This is a genomic window from Pseudoalteromonas sp. 1_2015MBL_MicDiv (assembly GCF_002407505.1).
GTDB classification, from domain to species: domain Bacteria; phylum Pseudomonadota; class Gammaproteobacteria; order Enterobacterales; family Alteromonadaceae; genus Pseudoalteromonas; species Pseudoalteromonas fuliginea.
Genome location: NZ_CP012737.1, coordinates 2,916,301 through 2,942,408 on the forward strand (window position 1 = coordinate 2,916,301; position 26,108 = coordinate 2,942,408).

Genomic DNA, 26,108 nt, shown 5'->3' on the forward strand with positions numbered 1-26,108 from the left:
AATTCAATAAAGGGCTCATGTTTTTAGTAAAATTGGTATAAACACGAAGGCTGCACGGTGCAGCCTTCGTGTTTAAGTAAAAATTCAAAAGTGCTATCCATAGCTCACCTGAGCCAAAATAGATATATATCCAACACCAATTTACAACAGGCCAATTTTTGACAAAAAATCATTTACCCCTACAAAACCACTTCTTAAACCAAATTAACTTAATCTGTATAAAAGTATATTTCAAATCATAGAATATTACGCTTTAAAATAACATTAAACTGAACGACTTTATTGATATATAATCAAAAATAGAGCAAAGATAAAAATACTTTACCTGTATTAATTATTTTAATTACGCTTATATCCCTTTAATTGGGCATGCTGTTTAAAAGGAGAATTCAATGGCTTTTGATTATGGATCGATTGATCTTGGACTAAAAAACCCCTTCAAACTGGAAGGTAAAGTAACAGCATTAAGAGGACTCATTGAGTCTATAGCTGGTATTAGTTTACTTGTTATTGCTGCAGGCTCTGTGAAAGAAGATACAACCGCAGGTTGGATTTTAATGGTGTTTGGCATGCTTATTTTAGCATTCGGCATTCGCTCACTATCGGCAGGTATTTATGCAACACTTAAATACTTTGTAGGTAGAAACCACCCAACTTCACTTGCTTATAATTACAGCAAATCGCAAGCATCAACCGCTCAAGAAGAACAAAAAGAAGTAGCCTATACAGCGCAATCACTTGAAGAAATGCTGGTTGGTCGTAAAAACAGTACATTTAAAGAGCCTAATGGTTTTTTATCACGCTTACTTCACAGCTTAATCCCTAAGTTATTGTTTCTACCATATCCTATTCGTAATGTTGCCCAGCGATTATTTGGCTCATGGGTAAGCACCTTTGTCGCCCTTATTGCTTATGGCCTTGTTGCATTTGTGTCTTTGTCGGGCTTTACCGGTGAAGCTGGGGAATTAGCATTTCCGGTTTATAGTGCAATATTAATGTTTTACGTGCTTTTTTCGTGGCGTTCTACAGGTAAACCTATCTCTCGAAATGCAGAAAAGAATATTGAATCACTTGGAACTGGTGCGCTTGCAAAAATTATTTCGTTATCTTTTATTTTACCCATCGCTATTGGTCTTTCTATGTCATGGTTGATGAAAGAGCAGCGCATTAGTAAACAAGAAATAGATAACTGGCTTGAGCAACTACCTAGTCTTCACGCTGGAATGTACTTAATTGCAATTATTATATTAGCGACTCTAAGTTGTGCGCTTGCTTTTATCATGATCAAAGCGCGTTTAAATTCAGTTACCCCTTCAGCTGAAGTATCTGAACTACGTGAAAACTGGCAAGAGTCTGTTCATCCAGACGAGATTTTCATAAACCTCGATAACCTAGTAATGGCTAATCGTCGCTATAAAGAAGTACCTAACAGAGTTTACAGAGAATTAGACCCTAAGCTTCAAGAACAAATAGAAGGTAAAGGCGGTTTTAAAGGTGAAATGATCCAAGAGATTCAGCCTAAACTGCACTCAATGGACTTAGGTAAAAACTTTACACTCGCGAGATTACTTGCTTTGGTGAGCGGTAACTTACTTTATATTGTAGCGTTAGCATTTACTGTGTTTTTAGCGTATTCGTTTATTAATATTTACCATTACATTGATGCGGCAAATATCAATAGCTTTAAACAAGCATTTAATAACCAACATGTTATTCAATTTAGTGAACTATTAATGACAAGCTTTCACTTATTGCTAATAGGTATACTTATTAAAGCATTTGCACAATTGCTAACAAATACGGCTCATCTGTTTTTTGCCGAAATGCAATTTGAATCACTGCTTGTGTACTTTAAATGCGAAGGTACTTTTACTGAGTCTAAAATATCAACAGGTACTGGTATTCACGATAGCACCCGCTCAGAAAATACTTTAGTACGCAGTAGCATAACGCCTTGGATTATTGTTTCTCGTGTTATTTCTACTACGTTTGCTGCAACAGGTATGAAAAACCTTGAACATCCTCGCCACATTATGGAAATGCATAAAGACGAAGGACAATTGCAAGCAATCAAAAAAGACGTTATTGCGTTCTTAAAAGACCGCGAATCTATCGCCTCAATCACCAGTGAGCGCGATTTAGGTAATGCGTCACAAATACATCAACTAAACCAACAAACGCGCGCTATACCTACTCAGCAAGCGATAGCGAAAGATGATGAAGAAGCTGCCGGGTATTTAAGACAAGAAAAAAACTTATCTCCCGAGCCCAAGAGTTAATTAACCTGAAACCTAGATAATTTTTATTAATGCCACCTTGGTAACTTAGGTGGCATTTTTTTTACCCTCTATTCAATACTTTTTAACTTTATTACCTCTTTTGCACTCAACAACATGATTAATATTGGATTAGTTCACAAAGCCCTTGCTTTATGTGCCAAAACACAAATAATGAAAGGATTAATTACAGGGTAAGAATGAGGACAATGAGCTATATACTAACCACCCAATGTGCTGATGATGTAGGCTTAATAGCTAAAATCACAGGGCTTTGCCATAAAAATAATTTAAACATTACGCGTAACAACGAATTTGTAGATAAAGACGCGCAGCGATTTTTTATGCGTACAGAGCTTACAGGCGAGCCACAAAGCGACTTTTTAGATCAACTACGCGCATTGTTGCCAGATGGGGCTAAACTTGCGCTACATTGCGGCGCAAAAACTAAAGTAGTTTTATTGGCAACTAAAGAAGCTCATTGTTTAGGTGGTATGCTGTTAAAGCAATTTGAACAAACTCTTAATATTGAAGTACTCGCTGTAATTGCTAACTATGCTGATTTAGAGCCGCTAGCTAAAGGGTTTGGTGTGCCATTTCATGTTGTATCGCACGAAGGGTTAACCCGTAGCGAGCATGATGAAAAGGTAGGCGATTTAATTGCCAGCTACAACCCTGACATTATTGGCCTTGCCAAATACATGCGTATTTTAAGTCCTGAATTTGTGGGTCGATTTGAAGGTAAAATAATTAATATTCATCACTCATTTTTGCCAGCATTTATAGGTGCTAAACCTTATCATCAAGCATTTGAGCGTGGCGTAAAAATTATTGGTGCTACCGCTCACTTTGTTAATAATGAGCTTGATGAAGGTCCTATTATTTTGCAAGATGTAACCAGCGTTACACATGCGAATACCGCTGAAATGATGGCTAAAATGGGCAAAGATGTTGAAAAGACTGTCTTTTGTAAAGCACTTCAACTTGCCTCAGAACATAAGCTATTTATTAATGGTAATAAAACCGTGGTGTTTTCTTAGCATTATTCCAACTGCTTAATTATTCTACATATAAAAAATGCCAGCATTGTTGCTGGCATTTTTTTGCTCATAAATAAGCTAATAACTTTTTAAATGTAAATTATGCCTGCTCTATTGGTTCGAGCTTTAATTTAGCGGCAATTAAAACGGCTTGGGTACGATTGTACACACCAAGTTTTCTAAATATGGCTGTAATGTGTGCTTTTACTGTCGCTTCTGATATGTGTAGTTCATAAGCAATTTGCTTATTAAGTAAACCTTCGTGCAGATATTGCAGCACTCGGTATTGTTGAGGCGTTAATGAGGCAACTTGCGCTGCTATTTCTCTATCTTCACCTTCAATTTCAGCTACTTTGTTTTTTAACTCTTTTGGTAGCCATGTATCGCCTTCAAGTATTTGGTTAATTGCACTGGCAATATCATCAGACGATGACGATTTAGGAATAAAACCCATAGCGCCGTAACCCATTACTTTTGAAACGATATTCACGTCTTCACTACCCGAAACAACGGCTATAGGTAAACTTGGGTATTCTTCTCGAATACGAATAAGGCCATATAAATCACCATTACCTGGCATGTGAAGGTCTAGCAGTAATATATCAAGATCCTCTTGCTCGCTTAACACTTGCAATGTGCTGTCAAAATCGGATGATTCAAAAACGGCTAAACCTTCAAATTTTGCGCTCAGTGCGCCTTTTAGTGCTTCACGAAATAACGGATGGTCGTCCGCTATTAAAAACTGACTCATGGTTCACTCCTAATAAATTCGGCTGCCAGTTAGGTTTAAAACCCTTACTGACAGCCGATATACTACGTTTAGAATCAACTTGTAATCAAGTTTTTAACGCACATTTAACGATTTAATCTGTTCTCGATTAGTTCATCGACAACTGAAGGATCCGCAAGCGTTGACGTATCACCGAGTTGTTGGTGCTCATTTGCAGCGATTTTACGTAAAATACGACGCATAATCTTACCTGATCGTGTTTTTGGCAATCCAGGTGACCACTGAATCATATCTGGAGATGCTATTGGGCTTAGCTCTTTACGAACCCAGTTACGTACCTCTTTGGTTAACTCATCGCTTACCGCTACACCTTCGTTAGGCGTAATATATACATAAATACCTTGGCCTTTAATATCATGCGGGTAACCCACTACAGCTGCTTCAGCTACAGCTTCATGCGATACAAGTGCACTTTCAATTTCGGCAGTCCCTAAGCGATGACCCGATACGTTTAATACATCGTCCACACGACCTGTGATCCAGTAATAACCATCCTCATCACGACGACAACCATCGCCTGTAAAGTATACTCCTGGGTAGGCGCTAAAATAAGTTTGTTCAAAACGTTCATGGTCGCCATAAACAGTTCGCGCTTGCGATGGCCAGCTATCTAAAATAACTAAATTACCATCTACAGCACCTTCGAGTGTACTACCTTCGGCATCAAATAATGCAGGCGCAATACCAAAAAATGGATGTGTTGCAGAACCTGGTTTTGTATCAGTAGCGCCTGGAAGTGGTGTGATCATTATGCCACCGGTTTCTGTTTGCCACCATGTATCAACAATCGGGCAATTAGATTTACCAATACTCTCGTAATACCATGTCCACGCTTCTGGATTAATTGGCTCACCTACTGAACCTAAAATACGTAAACTATCGCGATTTGACGAAGCTGTTGGCTCATCACCTTTGGCCATTAGTGCTCTAATTGCTGTAGGAGCGGTATATAAAATAGTCACACCGTGTTTATCAACTACTTCGCCCATACGCCCAGCTGTTGGATAGGTAGGTACACCTTCAAATACAACTTGAGTACAACCGTTTACTAATGGCCCGTACGCTATGTAACTGTGGCCTGTGATCCAACCTACATCGGCACTACACCAATACACATCATCTTCTTTTAAATCAAATACGTATTCATGTGTCATTGATGAGTAAACTAAGTAACCACCGGTGGTATGCACAACACCTTTAGGCTGACCAGTAGAACCTGATGTATACAATATAAACAAAGGATCTTCAGCATTCATTGGTTCTGGCTCACACTGTGCTGGTAAGTCAGCAACTAGCTCGTGCCACCATATATCGTGCTTATTCCAATCAACTTCACCACCGGTTAATTGGTGCACAATAACATGTTCAATTGTGGTTACAGAATCTTGCGCTACCGCTTCATCAACGTTTGCTTTTAATGGTACGCAATTACCTGCACGTCGACCTTCATCAGAAGTAATAACGACTTTAGCGCCCGAATCCCTAATACGGTCGGCAATCGCTGATGGTGAAAAGCCACCAAATACAACAGAGTGAATAGCACCAATTCGTGCACAAGCTTGCATTGCGTAAATGGCCTGAGGCGTCATTGGCATATAAATAGCTACACGGTCACCTTTTTTAACACCTAACTTTTTTAAGCCATTGGCAAATTTAGCCACTTCATCATGAAGTTTTTGATAAGTAATGTGCTCACTTTGAGAAGGATCATCACCTTCCCAAATCAGCGCCACTTTATCGGCTTTTGTCTTTAAGTGGCGGTCAATACAGTTATAAGAAGCGTTAAGGTAGCCATCTTCATACCATTTAATGCTGATATGGCCTTTATCAAATGAGGTGTTTTTAACTTTAGTGTAAGGAGTAGACCAATCGAGGCGTTTGCCGTGCTCATCCCAAAAACTTTCTGGATCGTCAATAGATTGCTTATAAAGCGTATTATATTTATTTTTATCAATGAGTGTTGCGTCTTTAATGTGCGCAGGAACTGGATAGATACTTTGTGACATCTTAGTCTCCATTTAAATTACTTGCCTTGGGCTCTTATCAAGGATTACTCAGCAGTGCTTTATTAAGTATTAGACCTTAGTTGTACACACCTTTAAATTCTTCAGTTGTAGTTTATAATTGGCTTGGTTTAATTATTTTACATAAATAATACAAGATGTTAAATGTAAGTAAATGCAAACTACTTATACCTTAAACCTTAGTCTTATAGACCAATAGGTAATTGAGTATATCTCGTACATATTTAACAGTGTTGCCGTACAATAATAAAATAATTTTGCTAAAACTTAACTAATCTATTATTTAACAAATAAAAATAGAATGTGTATTAGTAATGACAAGTCACGCAAAAAAGCACTTTTTATTCGTAAGTAATACCTTTAGCAAGTAATACAAAATAAATGAATAAAAAGTAATAAACAAGTAGCCTATAAAGGACACCAAAATGAAATTTACTCCATTAAAAACACTCGCAGCAAGTGCTGTTCTTTGCTCGCTTTCAAGCGCAACATACGCAGCAACTGTTGCAAAGGTTGGTGATACCGAATTTACTTACGGCGGATACATTAAACTTGACTCTATGTGGAGTGATTATTCAGCCGGTGCACCAGCAGGCACAAGTGTTGGTCGTGATTTTTACGTACCAAGTACACTTACAGTTGGCGATGATAATAGCTCTGATGCAGTTTTTGATATGCACGCACGTCAATCTCGTTTTAATTTTGGTACAGCCACGTTATTAGATAACGGTAAAACGGTAAAAACTAAAATTGAAATTGACTTTTTAGCGTCTGCAGCCGGTGGAAACGAGCGCGTTTCAAATTCATACGCACCACGCATTAGACATGCATTCATCACTTATGACGGTTGGTTATTTGGTCAAACTTGGTCAAACTTTCAAAACGTAGGTGCTCTTGCAGAAACACTCGACTTTGTAGGCCCAGCTGAAGGCACTGTGTTTGTTCGTCAATCTCAAATTAAATACACAACTGGCGCATGGTCTTTTTCATTAGAAAATCCAGAAAGTACAATTACGACAGCGGGCGGCACACGTGTTGCCACTGATGATGCATCACTACCTGATTTTACAGCACGTTATACTCACAAAGCTGATTGGGGTAACATCGTTGTTGCAGCACTAGCACGTCAACTTACTTATAAAGTCGGTGAAATTGACGCTGATGAAACATCATTTGGCATTAGCGCATCAGGTATGGTTAAGTTAGGTGAAGACAACCTTAAATTTATGCTTACCCAAGGGCAAGGTTTAGGCCGTTATGTAGGCTTAAACGTAGCACATGGCGCTGTTCTTGATGGTGATGATCTTGATGCTATTGATTCTACATCAGGTTTTGTAGCTTACCAGCATAAATGGAACAGTCAGTGGCGTTCAACGTTCTTATACTCTTTCTTCTCTGCTGATAACAATACCGATTTACTCGCTATCTCTGGTGATCCTACAGAATCAAGCCAAAGCTACAGCGCAAATATCTTATACTCCCCCGTTAAACGCTTAACATTTGGCGCTGAACTAAAGCATGCTGAGCGAGAAACTGAAAGCGGCGTTGATGGTGATTTAGACCGTTTACAATTTTCTGTTAAATACTCTTTTTAATAGCTAAAAATCTAATTACTTCCTTAAGCGGCCTTGGCCGCTTTTTTAATAATTCAATTTAAGTTAAAAAACAAAGCATATTTTTATAAGCTGTATCGTTTATCCTAATCATAATATTATTTACAGACTAAGTAATTTACCCTAAAAAAATGTTAACGCGCCTGTAAATGATAATGGTTTTTGTTTGAGTTTTTTAATTCTAACTAGTAGAATGCCCTAATTATTTATATAAATTCAAATAATATTGAATATTAATTAAGGGAAAACATGAAACTCAATCGCACTTTTGCACTTTCTTCTTTAGTTTTAGCCATGGGTTTTTCAGCTCAAGCGCAAGAAACATCAACTAAGAATACAGTTGAAAATAATAATGAAAAAATGGAAGAAATATTAATAGTAGGTGTACGCCAAGATCGCGTTAGCAAAGGTGCTACCGGTTTAACAATGGAGCTTAACGAAACACCACAATCGATTAGTGTAATTGGCGCAGAGCAACTTCAAAACTTTGCAGCAAATAGTATTAATGATGCATTGAAAATGGCCACGGGTATTACTGTTGAACAAGGTGAAACTAACCGCACACGATATACTTCTCGCGGTTTTGATATTAAAAGTACTCAAGTTGATGGTGTTGGTCTACCTAATAATTGGGGTCTTGTTACTGGTGCTATGGAAAGCTATGGTTATGAGAAAATAGAAGTTATTCGTGGTGCTAATGGGCAATTAACAGGTGTAGGTAATGCTGCGGGCACTATTAACTATGTTCGAAAGCGCCCAACAAATGAAAATGAAGGTGAAGTAGGTATTTCTGTAGGTACTTATGGTTTAAAGCGCTTACAAGCTGATTATTCATTTTTGTTAACAGATTCTGGTAGCTGGGCTGCACGTGTTATTGGTGTTGTAGAAGGATCAGATTCATACCTTGATGGTTTAGAAAATGATCGTACTTACTTCTCTGCTGTAGTTGATGGGCAACTTACTGGTAATTCGACACTTTCATTTGGTGCTTCACATCAAGATGCAAATACAGATGGAACAATGTGGGGAGGATTACCGCTTTCATATGCCGATGGTACACAAGCAGAGTGGGACGTAAGTGCGAGCCCAACTCAAGAATGGACTAAATGGGACACTCTTAATACCACTGCTTTTATTGAATATACTTATGTATTTGATAATAACTGGGAAATTAAAACAACTTATAATTACCAAGACTCAGAAGATCAAAGCAAATTACTTTATCTTTATGACCCTTATGGAATGTTTGATAGTGAAACTAATTTAGGTTTAGTCAGTCTTCCAGGACGATATGATACAGAATTCTCAGCTGATTTATTTGATATAACAGCTAAGGGTGAGTACAGCTTGTTTGGTCAAGAACATGAGTTAATGCTTGGTGGAAGTATTTCGCAAAGCACATCTTACTCTTTTACCAACTCTTACGATGCAGCAACAACTGAAGCTTATGGCTTGGCGCCTGCTTTTCCATACGCATTAGATGCGATAGCTGAACCTATTTGGGGTGAACAAACCAAGTATGCTGATATTGATGTTACTTTGAAGCGTTTTTTTGGTTCTACTAAATTAAACCTAACAAGTGACTTATTTGTTATTGCGGGCTTTAACGCTATCGATTATGAGCGTACAGGCTTTAGCCAAGGCGTTGATATAGATAATGATGAAAGTGAGATAAGCCCTTACCTTGCAACAACGTATGCAATTAATGATGATGTTAATGTATATGTGAGCTATTCCGATATTTATCAGCCACAAGAGCAGTACGATTACGATGGTAACTTTTTAGATCCAAGCAAAGGTGTTAATTACGAAGTTGGAGTGAAAACTCAATGGTTTGATGATCAACTACTTGCAACCTTTGCAGTATTTAGTGCCAAACAAGATAATATTGCAACTTATGCAGGGCTAAACGCATCTGGATTTACTTACTATAAAGGAGCTGATCAAGATACCCAAGGCTTTGAATTAGAATTAACCGGACATATAACTGATGATCTAAATGCTGTATTTGCATATACATACTTAGATATAAATGATGACGCAGGCGATAGTTCTCACGAATGGGAGCCTGAAAATGTTGTTAATTTTTCATTGGATTATACGCTGCCTCAACTACCTGAGTTTCAGTTTGGTTTAGCCGGAAAATGGCAATCAAAAACAGAAAATATAGCCAGTAATGTTAAGCAGAATTCTTATTTACTTATGAACGCATTTGCTCGATGGGATGCGAGCGAAGACTTATCAATTCAAGCTAACATTGATAACATCACAGATGAAAAACATATTACTAGCTTAGCCAATGTTGGTTTTTATGGCTCCCCTATTAGCGGAAAAGTTAGCTTAACTTATCGCTTCTAAAGTTCTATTTTAATTAGGTCGCATTCTTTAACTATTAGGGCGTGTTTATCTTTGGTGGTTGAATTTGCAGCAGCATATTTGGTTTTTAGGCAAGGCAGAGCCTATATAGTGTGGTTATTCCCCATAAATAGGCGATAACGCAGCATAAATACCAAATATGCGCTGCCCTTTGGATTCTTTCTAGGGACGATTAACTCTTTGTTGCTCGATTTTTACTTAGTCCACTAGGTTACAAATCTCACGCCGCGATTTAACCGCCCCTAGATTGAACAAATTTCAATCCACAAAGATCAACACGCCCTAAAGAATGCTTTTATCTGATTAAAACGTATAGCGTATGATCGCTCTGCTCTTCATTTAGTATAGTAATTACTAATGCAGTGCCTACTCATGCGCGATTTAACCGTAGATTTTATAGGTTAAATTACAAACAACACGTTTCTATGTGTCGTTTTTATCTTATCTACTTTAAGTTTTTAATAATAAAAAGCGCCAACCATTACTGGTTAGCGCTTTTTTAAAGCTCGGGTCAAATCAAGCTTAGAAACTCATTTTGATACAGCTTAAAGGTCTGCGTCGTCGCCTAACTTATCTTCACCATCTTCTGGTTCAATAGTTGCTTTTAGTAAAAGCATTTCGCGTAACTTACCTTCAATCTCATCTGCAATTTCTGGATTTTCTTTCAAAAATTTAATTGAGTTAGATTTACCTTGGCCTACTTTGTTGCCACAGTAACTATACCAAGCACCTGCTTTTTCAACAATTTTGTGCTTAACACCTAAGTCAATTAACTCGCCTTGCTTAGAAATACCTTCACCGTACATGATGATAAATTCAGCTTGTTTAAATGGCGGCGCTACTTTGTTTTTAACAATTTTAACGCGAGTTTCGTTACCAACAACTTCATCGCCTTCTTTTACAGAACCAATACGACGAATATCAATACGTACCGATGCGTAAAACTTAAGTGCATTACCACCCGTTGTTGTTTCTGGGTTACCAAACATAACACCAATTTTCATACGAATTTGGTTAATGAAAATACATAACGTGTTAGAGCGTTTAATATTACCAGTAAGCTTACGTAATGCTTGTGACATTAAACGTGCTTGTAGGCCCATGTGCGAGTCGCCCATGTCGCCTTCAATCTCAGCTTTTGGTGTAAGTGCAGCAACCGAGTCAATAATAACAACGTCTACCGCGCTTGAACGTACTAACATGTCACAAATCTCTAGCGCTTGCTCACCTGTATCTGGTTGCGATACAAAAAGATCGTCAATGTTAACACCAAGTTTTTGTGCATAAATTGGATCTAGAGCATGCTCAGCATCGATAAAGGCACATGTTTTGCCTTCTTTTTGAGCTTCTGCGATAACTTGTAAAGTAAGCGTTGTTTTACCAGATGATTCAGGACCGTACACTTCAACAATACGTCCCATAGGTAAACCACCTATGCCTAAGGCAATATCAATACCTAATGAGCCTGTAGATACAGATTCAATGTTTAACGCTTTGTTATCACCCAATTTCATAATTGAGCCTTTACCAAATTGACGTTCAATTTGTGATAGTGCTGCGTCTAACGCTTTTTGTTTGTTATCGTTCATTTTGTTCTCCAAATCCAGCTAATGGAACCAAGTATACTGTATGAAATCACAGTATCAAGCTAATTTTTTTATTTTATCTCATCTATTACATTTTTTAATGCAAATACAATAGCTTGTAACCTAACCTGAGCTCTATCACCAATAAATACTTGTTTAAATGTAAGCAACTTATCATTAATTTGTATGCCAAACCACACAAGTCCAACAGGTTTACCTTCAGTTGCACCACCAGGCCCGGCAATGCCCGATACAGCTATCGCAATATTAGCGTTTGTTGCTTTAATAGCACCTACTGCCATTTCTCGCACTGTTTGTTCGCTTACAGCACCATACTTTGCTAATGTACTTGCACTTACATTTAATAAGTCTTGCTTTGCTTGGTTGCTATAAGTGACAAATGCACGGTCAATATAAGCCGAGCTCCCAGGGGTATCGGTAAGGGCATAACTCACTCCGCCACCAGTACATGACTCAGCACTAGTGATCCATAAGCATTTATCCGTTAAAATAGCGCCTAATTGCGCAGCAAGTGTTTTAATCTCTTGATGTAATTCCATATTCAGCCTTTGGGTAAATACATGTCGTTTGATCTTTATGCACCACACACTATAAAACAACAAACCCCTATGATGCAGCAGTATCTAAAAATAAAATCAGAGCATCGCGATATTTTATTGTTTTATCGTATGGGCGATTTTTACGAACTCTTTTTTGATGACGCTAAACGCGCCGCTCAATTACTCGATATTTCGCAAACACATCGCGGTAAAGCCGGTGGCGATCCTATCCCTATGGCGGGCGTACCTTATCATGCAGTAGAAAACTACTTAGCACGCCTAGTCCAAATGGGCGAATCAGTCGCTATTTGCGAACAAGTTGGCGACCCTGCAACCAGTAAAGGTCCCGTTGATCGTAAAGTTGTACGTATAGTTACACCCGGTACAATTTCTGACGAAGCGCTTTTACAAGAACGACAAGACAACCTCCTTACCAGTGTTTGGCAAAGTAAAAAAGGCTTATACGGTATTGCCTACCTTGATATTAATTCAGGTCGTTTCAACATAGTTGAAGTAAACACCGACGAAGCCTTTAGCTCAACTATTCAGCGCCTATCACCAGCAGAACTTCTGTATAGCGAAAGCTTTGAAAACTTTCATTTAATTGAGCATATAAAAGGCGCTCGTCGTCGCCCAGAGTGGGAATTCGACTTAGATACGGCCCAACACTTATTATGCGATCAGTTTGGTACTAAAGATTTAGTCGGCTTTGGTGTTGATAAAGCCCACAGCGCACTTGTTGCTGCAGGTTGCCTAATGCAATACGTAAAAGATACACAACGTATTGCATTGCCGCATATCCGTGCAATTACGCTTGAGCACAACGAGCACGCAGTTATTTTAGATGCCGCAACACGTAAAAATTTAGAACTTACCGTTAATCTATCGGGCGGGTTTGAAAATACACTTGCCCAGGTACTTGATAAAACAGCAACGCCAATGGGTTCTCGTTTACTTAAGCGCCGTATCCATTCACCTATACGCAATAAAGACGAGCTAAATTCTCGCTTAAATGCAATTAGCGCTATTTTAGATGTACAACTGTGCGGTGAATTACACGAATCATTAAAAGAGATTGGTGATGTAGAGCGTGTTATTGCCCGCCTAGCTTTATGTACTGCTCGCCCACGCGATTTAACGCGTCTGCGCAGTGCACTACAAGCACTTGCACCACTGCATACTTTGTTAGGTGATGCTAATGATCCTCGTATAACAGATATTATCAAGCACTCGCCTGAACTCCCTGATTTAAAAGCATTGTTAGAACGTGCAGTGATAGAAAACCCACCGGTTCTTATTCGCGATGGTGGCGTTATTGCCCCGGGTTACAACAGTGAACTTGATGAATGGCGTAACTTAAGCAAAGGTGCAACCGATGTTCTTGATCAACTAGAACTGCGAGAACGAGAACGTACGGGTATTAGTACGCTTAAAATTGGTTACAACCGCGTACATGGCTTTTTTATTGAAGTAAGCCGCGCCAACGCGCACTTAGTACCAGCCGACTACATTCGTCGTCAAACGCTTAAAAATAACGAGCGCTACATTATTCCAGAGCTTAAAGAGCACGAAGATAAAGTGCTTGGTAGCCAATCAAAAGCCTTAGCGCTTGAAAAGCAGCTATACGAGGAGTTGTTTAGATTTATTGCTCCACATATTGAACAGTTACAAATGATGGCAGCAGCACTGGCTGATTTAGACGTATTAAATAATCTGGCCGAACGTGCATTTGCACTCAATTATGCAAAACCAGAACTGTGCGATAACGACAATATAAGCATTAAGCAAGGTCGTCACCCTGTTGTTGAACAAGTAATGAAAGAACCATTTATTGCTAATCCTGTTGAATTAAATTCTCAGCGTAAAATGTTAATTATTACCGGTCCAAACATGGGCGGTAAATCAACCTATATGCGCCAAACAGCACTCATTGTACTAATGGCTCACATTGGCAGTTATGTACCCGCTGACAGCGCTAAAATTGGTAATATCGACCGTATATTTACACGTATTGGTGCAAGCGATGATTTAGCATCAGGGCGCTCAACCTTTATGGTAGAAATGACCGAAACAGCAACTATTTTAAATAACGCTACGGCGCAATCTTTGGTATTAATGGATGAAATTGGGCGCGGTACAAGTACCTATGACGGGCTCTCGCTTGCGTACGCAACAGCGAATCATTTAGCGTCAAAAATATCTGCTAAAACATTGTTTGCTACGCATTACTTTGAATTGACAGAGCTTGCAGAGCAAACAGCTGGCCTGGTAAATGTGCACCTTGATGCAATAGAGCACAACGATACAATCGCCTTTATGCACACAGTACTTGATGGCGCAGCAAGTAAAAGCTTTGGCTTGCAAGTAGCAGCTCTTGCGGGTGTGCCAAAAGCTGTGATTGCACAAGCAAAGCAAAAACTTAAGCTACTCGAAAATCATCAAAGCGTTACTGCACCAAATACAGAGCAACAAGCCTTTACTTTTAATAACGAAATTGCACAAAGTACACCTTCAGAAGTTGAAGAGCAGTTAAGCGCAATCGACCCTGATAACTTATCGCCACGCCAAGCACACGATTTGTTATATAAACTAAAAGCATTGTTGTAATTTATGTCATCTAATTTACAAGCATAAAAAAGCCGAAGAATAAATTCTTCGGCTTTTTAACACACATAATAGTCTCTTAAACTATTTAACTAGCTACGAAAACTGATTAAATAAGCTGTCTGTACTTAAACCTTCTTGTTGCAAAATGTCTTTTAAACGACGTAATGCTTCTACCTGAATTTGTCTTACACGTTCACGTGTTAAGCCTATTTCTCGGCCTACATCTTCAAGTGTAGATGGCTCATAGCCAAGTAATCCAAATCGACGTGCTAACACTTCGCGTTGTTTAGGATTTAACTCACCTAACCAATCTACAATGTGTTTATTTATATCATTCGTTTGTACTTGGCCTTCAGGGCCTGCACTTTTTTCATCAGGAATAATATCTAATAATACACTGTCATTTTCGCCGCCGATTGGCATATCAACAGAGGCTATTTTTTCGTTAAGACGTAGCATTTTTGTTACGTCTTCAACGGGTCTATCTAAGCTCTCTGCAATTTCTTCAGCAGTGGGTTCATGATCTAACTTTTGAGTTAATTCACGAGCGGTACGTAAATAAACATTAAGCTCTTTAACCACATGAATAGGCAAACGTATCGTACGTGTTTGATTCATAATGGCACGTTCAATTGTTTGGCGTATCCACCATGTCGCGTAAGTTGAGAATCTAAAGCCACGTTCAGGATCAAATTTTTCAACAGCGCGGATTAAACCTAAATTACCCTCTTCAATTAAATCAAGTAAGGCAAGTCCACGGTTATTATATCGGCGAGCTATTTTAACAACCAAGCGTAAATTGCTTTCAATCATGCGTTTACGAGAGGCGTCACAACCTTTAAGTGATTTTCGTGCAAAAAAGACTTCTTCTTCTGCACTCAGTAATGGAGAGAAACCTATTTCACCAAGATAAAGCTGAGTGGCGTCAAGGTTTTTTGTTACTTCTTCTTTGGCAAATATATCTTCGTCATCTACTTTTTCAAGTAACGATGTGTTTTCTTCAACGGTGGTATCATCGAACTTGTCATCATTCGTGATGTTTTTGTCAAATTTTGCTGCGTTAGCCATAAGCCTTCTCCCGAGCAATTATCAATACCTTAAAATTAGGGTAGGTATTTAGCAGGATTGACAGCTTGCCCTCGGTAGCGAATTTCAAAGCGAAGTGCGGTGACCGAAGATTCTGAATTACCAATTTCTGCTATTTTTTGTCCAGCCTTAATTTTCTGCTTTTCTTTAACAAGTAATTTCGAGTTATGTGCATAAGCACTTAGGTAATCATCATTATGTTTCAATATGATTAAACTACCATAACCTCGAAGTGCGTTACCCGCGTACACCACCGTTCCTTGTGCCGCGGCTAATACTGAAGCCCCTTTTTTATTAGTAATCTGTAAGCCTTTGTATCCGTTTTCCTTATTAGAAAAGCGTTTAGTAATTTTACCTTTTGCTGGCCAAAACCACTTCACCTTACTACTCGACAAATACTTTTTATTACTAACTTTGTTACTGGCTTGTTTTTGAACATACTCTCGTTGTTTTGGCTGATCAAGCTCTTTCTTTAATTTTTTGTTATTTTTTTGTATGCTTTTTCTAGACTTTTTACTCGAATTCGTATATTTTTTCGACTTTTTATTTTCTGACTGCAATGGTATTAAAGAGATATCTTGCCCAGGATATATTACATAAGGTGATGAAATAGAATTGTTTTTTGCTAATTTACGAAAATCTTGACCTGCACTAAAAGCAATTGAATATAAAGTATCTCCTTTTTGAACTTTATACTTATTACCACTAATGTTAATTTTATGATCTAAATAGTTAACATTATTATTTAGGCTGCTGACTGGTGCTGGAACATGACGAGACGAGCAGCCAAAAAGCAAAATACTAATAAATAAAGCAACATAACGCATAAATTGTTTATTCATTGTATTTAGCTCCTTATGTAAAAAAGTTATTTTATAAAGCTTAACGCAACAAAAAGTACGCTACTGCAATTAATACTACTAATCCCCAACCAAGTGTTTCAATATATTGACGTAATTTTTGCTCCATCTTAGCTCCGCCCCACTTCATTAAAGCTGAAACTAAAAAGAATCGCGCACCGCGCCCGATGGCAGATGCAATTAAAAAAGGCAAAAAGGCCATTTGTAAAACACCCGCGCCAATCGTAAATACTTTATAAGGTATAGGTGAAAAACCAGCTAAAAAAACAACCCAAACACCGTAATCTTTAAACCAGTTTAATGCGACATCAAACTTTTCTTGCCAGTGCATTTGTGCAATTAATGGCTCAACAACGGGTTCAAATAACCAAAAGCCGAGTAAATACCCAATTATTCCGCCAACAACCGATGCGATTGTGGCAAAACTTGCAAAGCGCCATGCTTTTTTAGGTTGAGCAAGCGACATAGGCGCAAGCATAACATCAGGTGGGATTGGAAAAAAAACAGACTCAGCAAAGCTCATTGCAGCCAAATAACGCTCGGCATGGCGATGCTTGGCCCATACAAGGGCCATATCATATAACTTAGTAAACAACTTCAAAATGAATTCCTATTCAATATCGCCAGGTACCAGTGGTACAAACCTAACTGGTGCAATAACATGTTCTGTGTAATCGTCGCCGTTGCGAATAACCATTATTAATTTTTGATCACTTTCACCAATAGGGGCTAATAACACGCCACCATCAGCCAATTGAGCAAGTAAATCTTTTGGCACTTTAGAGGCCGCAGCCGTCACTATAATACCGTCAAACGGCGCTTGTGACTGCCAACCTTGCCAGCCATCACCATGCTTCATCGACACATTATATAAATCGAGTTGATGTAACCGGCGTTTAGCTTGCCATTGCAAGGCTTTGATACGCTCAACTGAATAAATTTTAGTGAACGTTTTAGCTAAAATTGCAGTTTGGTAACCAGACCCAGTACCAATTTCCAGTACTTTATTGCGAACACCCGCAAGGCGAAGTAGCTCAGTCATACGGGCAACAATATAAGGCTGCGATATAGTTTGCCCCTGCCCGATGGGTAACGCTGTATTCTCATACGCTTTATGTTGCAACACGTCATCAATAAAAACATGGCGCGGAATATTCGCAATAGCACTAAGCACTTGGGTATCTTCTACGCCTTCGCGCTGTAGTAAATCAGATAACGCTTTGGCGCTGCGCGTATAATTAGCGAGCACGGTTTATCTCCAAATCGGCAAGCCAGTCTCCTACCGCTTCTAAGCTATCTTTAGCGGTCATATCAACACTTAATGGCGTAACTGAGGCATAGCCATTATTGATTGCGTAAAAGTCGGTGCCTTCACCTGCATCACTTTCGGTGCCAAGCGATCCATACCAATAAATATCACGACCCCAGGGATCCGTTTGTTTGGTCATGGTTTCGGCTTTATGACGAGCGCCTAAACGTGTTACTTGCACCCCTTTTAATTCACTTAGTGGAATATCTGGCACATTAATATTTATTATTTGATCTTTTGGAAGCGGATGCGAAGCCAAGCCCTTAATAATATTGACGGTAACAGCAGCGGCTGTTTCAAAATGCTCGCCTTTATGTGAGCAAAGCGATACCGCAATTGCAGGTAAGCCCAAATGACGTCCTTCAGTCGCGGCAGCCACTGTGCCAGAATACAGCGTGTCGTCACCTAAGTTGGCACCATGATTAATACCAGCAACAACTAGATCTGGTTTTTCATCAACCAGCTGATTTACACCTAAATGTACACAATCTGTAGGCGTGCCATTAACCGACATAAAACCATTTTCGAGTGTCGTCGCTCGTAGCGGGTTCATTAATGTTAAAGAATTACTCGCGCCACTGCAGTTACGATCGGGCGCAACAAGAGTTACCTCTGCAATTTGTATAAGCGCCTGATATAAAACCGCAATGCCTTTGGCATTTACGCCATCATCGTTACTTAACAGTATCTTCATTTATGCCATTATCCTTTTCTTTGCGCTCTCGTGGGCTTGCATCTGTATAATCCACCAGCTCGCGTAATAATGCGGTTGCAAAACACCCTTTAGGCAAACCAAAACTCAGCTTTAAACTCGTTTCATCTATGGTCTCAACCGTTAAGTTTTGCGGAATTAAACGCAGCATTCTGCGCTCATTTTTAAGGCCTAGCTCACCTAAGCCATCGCACCATGTTTGGAAAGGTTCAAGCCATATTTTTTCTTGTTCAGTTAAACCTTTTTCGCTTTTCCCCACCATAGGTGCCGACATCATAATATCGCCAGTGGCTAATCGTTCTATGTTTTCGTCGTTAATTGCATCTTCAAAAAATGCATTACTGCCGCTGAGCATAAATACTTCACGGTGCATTGTTTTAGCTAAACCATGTTCGGCTACACGTAAATTTACTATTTGATTAAATACATGCGAACGCGCCGCTGAAATAATAATACCGCGCAGCTTTTTATCGCGAATACGCTCACCGGCAAACATTTTTTCAGCCATAACTAAGTTATGACCACCATGACCAAAGCGCTGCTCGCCAAAGTAATTAGGCACGCCTGCGCGTACTGCGTTAATACGGCATAGAATATCAAGAGGCTTGGTTACATTACGAAGCGTAATAGTAAATTTATTACCTTTGTGGCAGCCCGTACGTAACTTACGGTCGTGGCGCTGTTGCGAAACAATAAAAATACTCTCGCTATTCAAGTCGCTAAAATCGATAGGCTTTTTAATCGGTACTTTTACACTAAACCACTGCGAGCACACACCGTGGCGATCTTTCATGCCTGCGTAACTTACGTCTCGCGGTGAAACACCCGCACGCTGCGCAATTAGCTTTGCAACGTATTGCGTGTTTTCGCCTTTTTTAACCACCTGCAAACACACGTGTTCGCCACTGCCGGTAAATTCTATACCTAAGTCTTCATCAACCATAAAGTCTTCAGCAGTAGTTTTAAAATCAGCTTTAGAAAGCGGTGCACCGTATAAATAATTTAAATCGCTCATGCGTTTTTTGTACTCGCAAGCTCTTTACTCATAATAACCACCGCATGGCTCGAAATACCTTCTTTGCGCCCTTCAAAGCCTAGCTTTTCGGTGGTAGTGGCTTTAACGTTAATTTGGCAAAGGTCACAATTTAAATCACTGGCTAAATTAGCACGCATAGCTTGAATATGTGGCAGCATTTTTGGCGCTTGCGCAACAATAGTCACATCGCCATTGCCAAGTACATAACCTTGCTCTTTAGCTAAGCCCACCACATGGCGAAGTAAAATACGGCTGTCAATATTTTCATACTCACTAGCTGTATCGGGAAAGTGCTTACCAATATCACCCATAGCAAGGGAGCCTAAAATAGCATCACATAATGCATGAATAGCAACATCGCCATCGGAGTGCGCTAAAAAGCCCTGTGGGTAATCAATTTTTTCACCACAAATAGTTAACGGGCCTTCGCCGCCAAATTTATGTACGTCAAAACCATGGCCAATTCGTATCATGATGCACTCTCGTTTTGTTGTTTATGTAATAAAAACCCAGCCAAATCTAAATCCTCTGGTGTGGTTATTTTAATATTGTCGCTGCGCCCTGCCACAAGCTTTACCGGTTTGCCCGCCCATTCAATAGCACTGGCTTCATCGGTAATAGTTGCCCCACTTGCTAATGCGTTTTGAAGTGCATTTTTAAGCTCGTCATATTTAAAAAATTGTGGGGTAAGTGCTTGCCATAAATCGTCTCGTGGCACAGTTTGTAGGGCATGTGTGTGGCCACGTTTTATGGTGTCTTTTACTTTGCTAGCTAAAATACCACCTTCGTCAGCACACATGCATTCATCAATTAAGCGTTCTATATCACTAATATTAACTAACGGGCGTGCAGCATCATGTACCAGCACCCATGCTGGAGGATTGGGCGCTAAAAAAAGTAAGCTATTGAGCACTGAATCGGCACGTTCATTTCCGCCACTGGCGCGAACAATGCGCTTATCAGCGAATGAAAGTTCGTCAAAATAGGGGTCGCTGTCGCTAAGAGCAACAACAATAGTGCTTAATTTAGGTAATTGAGAAAGTTTAGCTAAGGTGTGTTCTAAAATGGTTTTACCCGCTAATTGTATGTATTGCTTAGGCGCATTGTGCTGCATTCTACTGCCAACACCTGCAGCAGGTACAATTGCTGCAATAGTCTGTTTATTTGTCATATTGTTTGCCCGGTAAAACACGAATAAATGTTTCGTCCGGTTTAATCATTCCCAATTCGTTGCGTGCACGCTCTTCAATACCTTCTTGGCCAAGCTTTAAATCTTCTATATCAGCTGTAAGCACTTTATTTCGTTTAATAAGCTTTTCGTTAGTGTGTTGGTGTGATGCGACAGCACCTTTTAATCGCGTGTAGTCTTGTACGCCATTATGACCAAACCATAATCTATATTGCACAAACAGTGCTAAGCACAATAAGCAAGCTTGAAAAAATCGCATTTAACACTCCTTATTTTAAATCCCGAATACCTTAACTTTATTAAGCTAAAGGGCGCTTTAAATTGCGCCAATTAATACTACCCGCTAAAAGCATTTCGCGTAGTGATAAGAGCCGTGGTGAGCAGCGCTTTGAAAACTGCCATTGATGCCCACAACAAGCTGCGGTAAAACTTACCTTACTTGGCTTTATTAACTGAGCGTTTTGCTGCTCAAGCCCATTTCCTAAAAAATCAAACCAACCTAGCTCGTTACAATGCAGCTTATTTTCATCTAACTGATCGATACTGTCTATTCTCAGGCGCACCTGATCGTAGCCATGCAATATAACAGGCACTATTAACCCCACTTTGGCATGTGTTTGATAAAAAAGTTCATTAGCTTGAACATTCACATCGGGTGGTGTCGGTTTTTGTTTTTCAAGCCAAGACCCATTTTGCGAGTCCAACGTAAAAGGTGTGTCACCATTGGCAACTAACGTTGCCGCTCGCTCAATATAATAGGGTAGGCTTTTTAACTGCCGACGTAGCTTATCAGCATTAGGCTCTGCGACTAAACGCAAAACCTCACGCTGATAAAATGCATTGCACAATTGTGCATATAACACTTTTTGCGCATCAGTTTGCCAAATTTCAACTTGTTGCAGAGCACCAAGTGACTGATTTTTAGCGACCAAAAGCTGTACTCAAAAATATCCAGGTAAATGTTTTATAACACAGTACTGAATGCTTTTTAAGCATTACATACTAATTTAAGCGCTTGGCTTTTCACCTAATTTAGCTTTACCTGATTCTAAAAATTGCACAACCGTATTACGCTTTTTACCAATTAATAAACTGCCATCAGCTAAAAACATAAAGTTTTGCCAATTGCGTTTAAATACATCAAACGTCGTTTCGATAATATTATCGCGTGCCATACAAAAATAAACCGTGGTGTTAGCTTCCCAATCTAAAAACGTTAAGATTGCTTCTGGTGGTAGCGCATCACCATTTTCCCACGCATCTTGCCAATCTACTTCTTGGCTAAAGCTTTTTTCTTGACCACACCAATCGGTGTCTTCAAAAAAATCAGGGTGATCAAACTCACGGCTCACCATGGTTGTCCAAAGTACGGCTGCGCGCTCGTCGCTCATAGGCTTTATTTTTGCTGCGTCTTCATCAGATACAGGTAAATCTTTGTGGCGAAAAACCCACGCCTTTTTGTAATCATCTAAAGAAATATAGTTCATAGTATTGGCAAATTAGTTAACATTAAAAGTGCAAAGCCAAATTATACAAGAGATCAAAACATGACTACAGCAATAAAACCACTTTCCCTAAAACCAGGCATATACCAACACTACAAAGGCCCGCAATATAAAGTTATTCATGTTGCCACCCATAGCGAAACCGAGGAACAGCTTGTGATTTACCAAGCACTTTATGGTGAATTTGGTATATGGGCGCGCCCACTTAGTATGTTTTTAGAAACTGTTGAAAAAGAAGGTGAGGTCATACAGCGTTTTGCTTATATTGGACCTGCTGCTTAACTATGGCATTATAACAAAATAACTTACTGCTCAGACCAGACAAGGGTACACCGTGCAATTTAATTCAACTGACAATTACATAGCAAGTAGCGCGCTTAAACAAGCTGTAAATGCTGCCATTATGCTCGAAAAACCACTTTTAATTAAAGGCGAACCTGGCACAGGTAAAACCATGCTGGCTGAGGAGTTGGCTAAAAGCTTAGATACTACGCTTATTCAGTGGCATATAAAATCGACTACTAAAGCGCAGCAAGGCTTATACGAGTACGATGCGGTTTCGCGCCTGCGCGACAGTCAATTAGGTGACGAGCGTGTACACAATATTGGCAACTACATCGTTAAAGGTAAGCTTTGGCAGGCATTTACGTATGCAGAGCTTAACGGTAAACGCCCAGTGCTTTTAATTGATGAAATAGACAAAGCCGACATAGAGTTCCCAAACGACTTACTACTTGAGCTCGATAAAATGGAGTTTCATGTTTACGAAACTAACGAGCGCATTGTCGCAAAAGAGCGCCCTATTGTGATCATCACTTCCAATAATGAAAAAGAATTACCGGACGCATTTTTACGCCGCTGCTTTTTTCATTATATTGATTTTCCTAGCAGCGACGAAATGCAGCAAATTATTGACGTGCACTACCCTAACGTTAAACAAGATTTAGTACGCCAAGCACTTGAGGTGTTTTTTAACCTGCGCGAAGCAAACGGCCTTAAAAAGAAGCCATCCACCAGCGAATTACTCGACTGGTTAAAGCTTTTAATGGCTGAAGACATAGACGCCAAAACACTGCACGATAAAGCTAAAAAAGGCGGTTTAATGCCAATGTTTGGCGCATTACTCAAAAATGAGCAAGACATAAGCCTAATCGAAAAACTCGCGTTTATGAGTCGTCGCTAACATGTTAGTACAGTTTTTTTTCACGCTGCGTAAATACCGCTTACCTGTAAGCCTGCGCGAACTGCTCGATTTAATTAACGCCTTAAAAAAAGGCGTTATATTTGCCGACGTAGACGCCTTTTACCATCTAGCACGCACCATCATGGTAAAAGATGAAACGCATTTTGATCGATTCGATAAAGCCTTTAGCGACTACTTTAGCGGTATTGCCGATCTTGATTTGCTCGAGAGTTTAAAGCAACAGCACAACTTACCTGAAGACTGGCTACGTAAAGAGTTTGAAAAAAACCTAAGCGATGAAGAAAAAGCCCAACTTAAAGCTATGGGCGGGCTCGATGAGCTTATGAAAACCCTAAAAGAGCGTTTAGAAGAGCAACAAAAACGCCACGCTGGCGGTAATAAATGGGTAGGTACTGGCGGCACATCACCTTTTGGTGCATACGGCTATAACCCAGAAGGTGTACGTATAGGGCAAGACGGCAATCGTAACCGCCAAGCGGTAAAAGTGTGGGATAAACGCGAATACCGCAATTTAGACTCCGACAGAGAAATTGGCTCACGTACAATAAAGCTCGCCCTTAAAAAGCTACGTAAATTTGCCCGCACTGGCGCAAGCGATACCCTTGATTTAAACGAGACTATTCGCGCTACTGCAAAACAAGGTGGCATGCTTGATGTAAAAATGGCACCCGAGCGCCACAATGCGGTAAAAGTACTCATGCTATTTGATATTGGCGGCTCAATGGATGACTACATTCATACCTGCGAAGAGCTATTTAGCGCCGCCCACAGCGAGTTTAAACACCTAGAGTTTTACTACTTTCATAACTGTTTATACGAACACGTTTGGCAAGACAACGCGCGCCGCCATTCAAACGTAATAGACACCATGACACTGATTAATAAATTTACCAGCGACTACAAAGTCATATTTGTCGGCGATGCCACTATGGGACCTTACGAAATAGCTTACCCTGGCGGCTCGGTAGAGCACTACAACGAAGAGCCCGGCAGTGCATGGTTGCAACGTATAACAAACCACTTTGATAAAGTCGCTTGGCTCAACCCACAACCCGTTGAACACTGGCCGTACTATCAATCGATTGGCTTTATAAAAGAGCTAATGAACAACCGCATGTACGCGTTGAGTTTAGATGGGATAAGTAAAGCGATAAAAGAGCTGAGTTAAAGGAATAACATGAAAAAAAGTACTTATTTAAATGAATGGCTTGTTTGTACTCTTCTCATATTAATTGGATTCATCGTAGGTATTTCTACGAATTCAATTATGGATATACTACTAAGTAAATTTAAACAGGACAGCCTTGCTAACTGGATAACTTCCACCAGCACTTTCTTGATCATGATTGGTACAGTTGCTCTAGCTTATCTAGCCTGGAATGCCAGAAATTCTTGGCTTACACAAAAGTCTATTGAAATGAAATTAGAACTTCTAGGTAATATAGTTAATTACTTCGTTAATATAAGTGAGTATGTTAGTCAGAGTAATGAATTTGAAAAGCAGCACAAAAACTTAAAAGAACTAATCTCTAATCTCAAGCTAAGTGGTGGGTCAAATAGCGATGCATTAAAGAGAAAAATTGAGGTACAACAAAGCTTTTTAGATAAAATACATAGTGATATGGAGCAAGTAGTAATAAACATTGAAAGCTCTAAAAAAGGAATTTTCGTTAGTTTAGCTAAGCTGCCTTCAGATAAGTACCAATCAAATTTAATTGTCTCAAAGATGATATACCTTAAAGCAAGTCATGCCTACTTAGATTTCTCAAGTTTTTATTATGAAATTAATAATTACTATGAGCAACTACAAGAGTTACTTTTCCCCGATGAAAAAAGGTTAGCTCTTCCTGCGTGGGAAGAGGCTCTTTCATCTGAAGAATAGTCTTACGATTCTTCAGATACACACCAGAACAAGTTATTAAGTTGCGTCTCTCTTTTGATTTTAAAACAAATAAGCCAAGGTTGTCTAAATGCCTCATTCACTTTGATAAGGTTTATAAAATTCTATAACTCAGCTATATGATTCAATGTTTCAGGATGAAGCTGTAAAAGCTTTAGCAAAGTTATCGCTTGCCCATTCGGTGCGCTGCGACCTTGTTCCCAGTTTTCGAGCGTTCTTGCTGATGTATATAGAATGTTTGCAAATACACCACGCGACATATTAAATGTTTCTCGAATATTTACTATTTCATCCGATGAGATAGCAAGGTCGTTGATATCATTTACCTTATGAGAACGTAACGTAAGCTTTCCTTGTGAATGCGCTTTAGCGTCCACAAGTGCTGTCGTTAATTCTGAAAATAAATCACGTTTGCTCATTGCGCCATACCTTTGA

The 26,108-nt window shown here is 39.4% G+C and carries 25 protein-coding genes; 9 read left to right on the forward strand and 16 right to left on the reverse strand.

Annotated elements, in window-relative coordinates:
• Nucleotides 1-392 precede the first annotated feature (392 nt).
• Nucleotides 393-2,279 carry a hypothetical protein gene (locus AOR04_RS13000; RefSeq protein ID WP_096793579.1) on the forward strand — a complete coding sequence of 629 codons (1,887 nt, stop codon included), beginning with the start codon at nt 393-395 and terminating at the stop codon, nt 2,277-2,279.
• A gap of 206 nt (nt 2,280-2,485) precedes the next feature.
• Nucleotides 2,486-3,316 (forward strand): formyltetrahydrofolate deformylase, encoded by an 831-nt coding sequence (gene purU, locus AOR04_RS13005; RefSeq protein WP_007376083.1) that lies wholly within the window; start codon nt 2,486-2,488, stop codon nt 3,314-3,316.
• A gap of 100 nt (nt 3,317-3,416) precedes the next feature.
• Here the strand turns inward: purU and AOR04_RS13010 are convergent, their stop codons facing one another.
• Complete coding sequence (locus tag AOR04_RS13010) at nt 3,417-4,067, reverse strand: response regulator transcription factor (RefSeq protein ID WP_007376082.1); 651 nt, start codon at nt 4,065-4,067, stop codon at nt 3,417-3,419.
• 104 nt (nt 4,068-4,171) lie between these two features.
• A complete protein-coding gene (gene acs / locus AOR04_RS13015) occupies nt 4,172-6,112 on the reverse strand; it encodes an acetate--CoA ligase (protein ID WP_096793580.1) in 1,941 nt (646 codons plus the stop codon).
• 443 nt (nt 6,113-6,555) lie between these two features.
• Here acs and AOR04_RS13020 point away from each other — a divergent pair, with 443 nt between their 5' ends.
• The gene (locus AOR04_RS13020; protein WP_096793581.1) at nt 6,556-7,725 is read left to right on the forward strand and encodes a DcaP family trimeric outer membrane transporter; all 1,170 of its coding nucleotides are present in this window, start codon (nt 6,556-6,558) and stop codon (nt 7,723-7,725) included.
• 267 nt (nt 7,726-7,992) lie between these two features.
• On the forward strand, nt 7,993-10,101 hold the full coding sequence (locus AOR04_RS13025) for a TonB-dependent siderophore receptor (RefSeq protein WP_096793582.1): 2,109 nt from the start codon (nt 7,993-7,995) through the stop codon (nt 10,099-10,101).
• Nucleotides 10,102-10,664: 563 nt separating this feature from the next.
• Here the strand turns inward: AOR04_RS13025 and recA are convergent.
• Both recA and AOR04_RS13035 read right to left on the reverse strand, forming a co-directional pair.
• Nucleotides 10,665-11,708 carry a recombinase RecA gene (recA, locus tag AOR04_RS13030; protein ID WP_007376078.1) on the reverse strand — a complete coding sequence of 348 codons (1,044 nt, stop codon included), beginning with the start codon at nt 11,706-11,708 and terminating at the stop codon, nt 10,665-10,667.
• A 68-nt stretch (nt 11,709-11,776) separates the two neighbouring features.
• A complete protein-coding gene (locus AOR04_RS13035) occupies nt 11,777-12,265 on the reverse strand; it encodes a CinA family protein (protein ID WP_007376077.1) in 489 nt (162 codons plus the stop codon).
• A 21-nt stretch (nt 12,266-12,286) separates the two neighbouring features.
• Between AOR04_RS13035 and mutS the strand changes: the two genes are divergently transcribed.
• Nucleotides 12,287-14,872: a DNA mismatch repair protein MutS gene (mutS, locus tag AOR04_RS13040; RefSeq protein WP_096793583.1), complete on the forward strand. Its 2,586-nt coding sequence runs from the start codon at nt 12,287-12,289 to the stop codon at nt 14,870-14,872.
• Nucleotides 14,873-14,965: 93 nt separating this feature from the next.
• Here mutS and rpoS read toward each other — a convergent pair whose 3' ends face one another.
• The 11 genes from rpoS to AOR04_RS13095 form a co-directional block, all read right to left on the reverse strand.
• Complete coding sequence (rpoS, locus tag AOR04_RS13045; protein ID WP_007376075.1) at nt 14,966-15,940, reverse strand: RNA polymerase sigma factor RpoS; 975 nt, start codon at nt 15,938-15,940, stop codon at nt 14,966-14,968.
• Between the two features lie 35 nt (nt 15,941-15,975).
• A complete protein-coding gene (locus AOR04_RS13050) occupies nt 15,976-16,800 on the reverse strand; it encodes a peptidoglycan DD-metalloendopeptidase family protein (RefSeq protein WP_096793584.1) in 825 nt (274 codons plus the stop codon).
• Nucleotides 16,801-16,840: 40 nt separating this feature from the next.
• Nucleotides 16,841-17,419, reverse strand: coding sequence for a YqaA family protein (locus tag AOR04_RS13055; RefSeq protein ID WP_096793585.1), 579 nt, complete (start codon nt 17,417-17,419; stop codon nt 16,841-16,843).
• 9 nt (nt 17,420-17,428) lie between these two features.
• Nucleotides 17,429-18,067: a protein-L-isoaspartate(D-aspartate) O-methyltransferase gene (locus tag AOR04_RS13060; protein ID WP_033028946.1), complete on the reverse strand. Its 639-nt coding sequence runs from the start codon at nt 18,065-18,067 to the stop codon at nt 17,429-17,431.
• Nucleotides 18,057-18,821 (reverse strand): 5'/3'-nucleotidase SurE, encoded by a 765-nt coding sequence (surE, locus tag AOR04_RS13065; RefSeq protein WP_007376071.1) that lies wholly within the window; start codon nt 18,819-18,821, stop codon nt 18,057-18,059. The genes AOR04_RS13060 and surE overlap by 11 nt, the downstream gene beginning before the upstream one ends.
• Nucleotides 18,802-19,854, reverse strand: a complete 1,053-nt coding sequence (gene truD, locus AOR04_RS13070) for a tRNA pseudouridine(13) synthase TruD (RefSeq protein WP_096793586.1) — start codon at nt 19,852-19,854, stop codon at nt 18,802-18,804. The genes surE and truD overlap by 20 nt, the downstream gene beginning before the upstream one ends.
• On the reverse strand, nt 19,851-20,348 hold the full coding sequence (ispF, locus tag AOR04_RS13075) for a 2-C-methyl-D-erythritol 2,4-cyclodiphosphate synthase (RefSeq protein ID WP_007376069.1): 498 nt from the start codon (nt 20,346-20,348) through the stop codon (nt 19,851-19,853). Before ispF ends, truD begins: the two co-directional genes overlap by 4 nt.
• Complete coding sequence (gene ispD / locus AOR04_RS13080) at nt 20,345-21,046, reverse strand: 2-C-methyl-D-erythritol 4-phosphate cytidylyltransferase (protein ID WP_096793587.1); 702 nt, start codon at nt 21,044-21,046, stop codon at nt 20,345-20,347. The genes ispF and ispD overlap by 4 nt, the downstream gene beginning before the upstream one ends.
• Nucleotides 21,036-21,323 carry a cell division protein FtsB gene (gene ftsB, locus AOR04_RS13085; protein ID WP_007376067.1) on the reverse strand — a complete coding sequence of 96 codons (288 nt, stop codon included), beginning with the start codon at nt 21,321-21,323 and terminating at the stop codon, nt 21,036-21,038. The genes ispD and ftsB overlap by 11 nt, the downstream gene beginning before the upstream one ends.
• A gap of 40 nt (nt 21,324-21,363) precedes the next feature.
• Nucleotides 21,364-21,996 (reverse strand): hypothetical protein, encoded by a 633-nt coding sequence (locus AOR04_RS13090; protein ID WP_008135292.1) that lies wholly within the window; start codon nt 21,994-21,996, stop codon nt 21,364-21,366.
• 75 nt (nt 21,997-22,071) lie between these two features.
• Complete coding sequence (locus AOR04_RS13095) at nt 22,072-22,551, reverse strand: DUF2947 domain-containing protein (RefSeq protein ID WP_002958965.1); 480 nt, start codon at nt 22,549-22,551, stop codon at nt 22,072-22,074.
• 60 nt (nt 22,552-22,611) lie between these two features.
• On the opposite strand from AOR04_RS13095, the gene AOR04_RS13100 reads away from it, so the two are divergent.
• Genes AOR04_RS13100 through AOR04_RS13115 form a run of 4 tightly spaced genes read left to right on the forward strand, consistent with a single transcriptional unit; the run spans nt 22,612 to nt 25,655 of the window.
• A complete protein-coding gene (locus AOR04_RS13100) occupies nt 22,612-22,851 on the forward strand; it encodes a DUF1653 domain-containing protein (protein WP_039486721.1) in 240 nt (79 codons plus the stop codon).
• A gap of 52 nt (nt 22,852-22,903) precedes the next feature.
• The gene (locus tag AOR04_RS13105; RefSeq protein WP_010554437.1) at nt 22,904-23,752 is read left to right on the forward strand and encodes an AAA family ATPase; all 849 of its coding nucleotides are present in this window, start codon (nt 22,904-22,906) and stop codon (nt 23,750-23,752) included.
• A gap of 1 nt (nt 23,753) precedes the next feature.
• Nucleotides 23,754-24,941 carry a vWA domain-containing protein gene (locus AOR04_RS13110; RefSeq protein WP_096793588.1) on the forward strand — a complete coding sequence of 396 codons (1,188 nt, stop codon included), beginning with the start codon at nt 23,754-23,756 and terminating at the stop codon, nt 24,939-24,941.
• A gap of 9 nt (nt 24,942-24,950) precedes the next feature.
• Nucleotides 24,951-25,655: a hypothetical protein gene (locus tag AOR04_RS13115; protein WP_096793589.1), complete on the forward strand. Its 705-nt coding sequence runs from the start codon at nt 24,951-24,953 to the stop codon at nt 25,653-25,655.
• Between the two features lie 122 nt (nt 25,656-25,777).
• Here the strand turns inward: AOR04_RS13115 and AOR04_RS13120 are convergent, their stop codons facing one another.
• Nucleotides 25,778-26,092 carry a helix-turn-helix domain-containing protein gene (locus AOR04_RS13120; RefSeq protein ID WP_096793590.1) on the reverse strand — a complete coding sequence of 105 codons (315 nt, stop codon included), beginning with the start codon at nt 26,090-26,092 and terminating at the stop codon, nt 25,778-25,780.
• Nucleotides 26,093-26,108: the final 16 nt, after the last annotated feature.

What these genes read in the sequence shown, in the direction of transcription:
- AOR04_RS13000 (WP_096793579.1), top strand. Translation starts at nt 393, where the DNA reads ATGGCTTTTGATTATGGATCGATTGATCTTGGACTAAAAAACCCCTTC.
- purU (WP_007376083.1), top strand. Translation starts at nt 2,486, where the DNA reads ATGAGCTATATACTAACCACCCAATGTGCTGATGATGTAGGCTTAATA.
- AOR04_RS13010 (WP_007376082.1), bottom strand. Translation starts at nt 4,067, where the DNA reads ATGAGTCAGTTTTTAATAGCGGACGACCATCCGTTATTTCGTGAAGCA.
- acs (WP_096793580.1), bottom strand. Translation starts at nt 6,112, where the DNA reads ATGTCACAAAGTATCTATCCAGTTCCTGCGCACATTAAAGACGCAACA.
- AOR04_RS13020 (WP_096793581.1), top strand. Translation starts at nt 6,556, where the DNA reads ATGAAATTTACTCCATTAAAAACACTCGCAGCAAGTGCTGTTCTTTGC.
- AOR04_RS13025 (WP_096793582.1), top strand. Translation starts at nt 7,993, where the DNA reads ATGAAACTCAATCGCACTTTTGCACTTTCTTCTTTAGTTTTAGCCATG.
- recA (WP_007376078.1), bottom strand. Translation starts at nt 11,708, where the DNA reads ATGAACGATAACAAACAAAAAGCGTTAGACGCAGCACTATCACAAATT.
- AOR04_RS13035 (WP_007376077.1), bottom strand. Translation starts at nt 12,265, where the DNA reads ATGGAATTACATCAAGAGATTAAAACACTTGCTGCGCAATTAGGCGCT.
- mutS (WP_096793583.1), top strand. Translation starts at nt 12,287, where the DNA reads ATGTCGTTTGATCTTTATGCACCACACACTATAAAACAACAAACCCCT.
- rpoS (WP_007376075.1), bottom strand. Translation starts at nt 15,940, where the DNA reads ATGGCTAACGCAGCAAAATTTGACAAAAACATCACGAATGATGACAAG.
- AOR04_RS13050 (WP_096793584.1), bottom strand. Translation starts at nt 16,800, where the DNA reads ATGAATAAACAATTTATGCGTTATGTTGCTTTATTTATTAGTATTTTG.
- surE (WP_007376071.1), bottom strand. Translation starts at nt 18,821, where the DNA reads ATGAAGATACTGTTAAGTAACGATGATGGCGTAAATGCCAAAGGCATT.
- truD (WP_096793586.1), bottom strand. Translation starts at nt 19,854, where the DNA reads ATGAGCGATTTAAATTATTTATACGGTGCACCGCTTTCTAAAGCTGAT.
- ispF (WP_007376069.1), bottom strand. Translation starts at nt 20,348, where the DNA reads ATGATACGAATTGGCCATGGTTTTGACGTACATAAATTTGGCGGCGAA.
- ispD (WP_096793587.1), bottom strand. Translation starts at nt 21,046, where the DNA reads ATGACAAATAAACAGACTATTGCAGCAATTGTACCTGCTGCAGGTGTT.
- ftsB (WP_007376067.1), bottom strand. Translation starts at nt 21,323, where the DNA reads ATGCGATTTTTTCAAGCTTGCTTATTGTGCTTAGCACTGTTTGTGCAA.
- AOR04_RS13095 (WP_002958965.1), bottom strand. Translation starts at nt 22,551, where the DNA reads ATGAACTATATTTCTTTAGATGATTACAAAAAGGCGTGGGTTTTTCGC.
- AOR04_RS13100 (WP_039486721.1), top strand. Translation starts at nt 22,612, where the DNA reads ATGACTACAGCAATAAAACCACTTTCCCTAAAACCAGGCATATACCAA.
- AOR04_RS13110 (WP_096793588.1), top strand. Translation starts at nt 23,754, where the DNA reads ATGTTAGTACAGTTTTTTTTCACGCTGCGTAAATACCGCTTACCTGTA.
- AOR04_RS13115 (WP_096793589.1), top strand. Translation starts at nt 24,951, where the DNA reads ATGAAAAAAAGTACTTATTTAAATGAATGGCTTGTTTGTACTCTTCTC.
- AOR04_RS13120 (WP_096793590.1), bottom strand. Translation starts at nt 26,092, where the DNA reads ATGAGCAAACGTGATTTATTTTCAGAATTAACGACAGCACTTGTGGAC.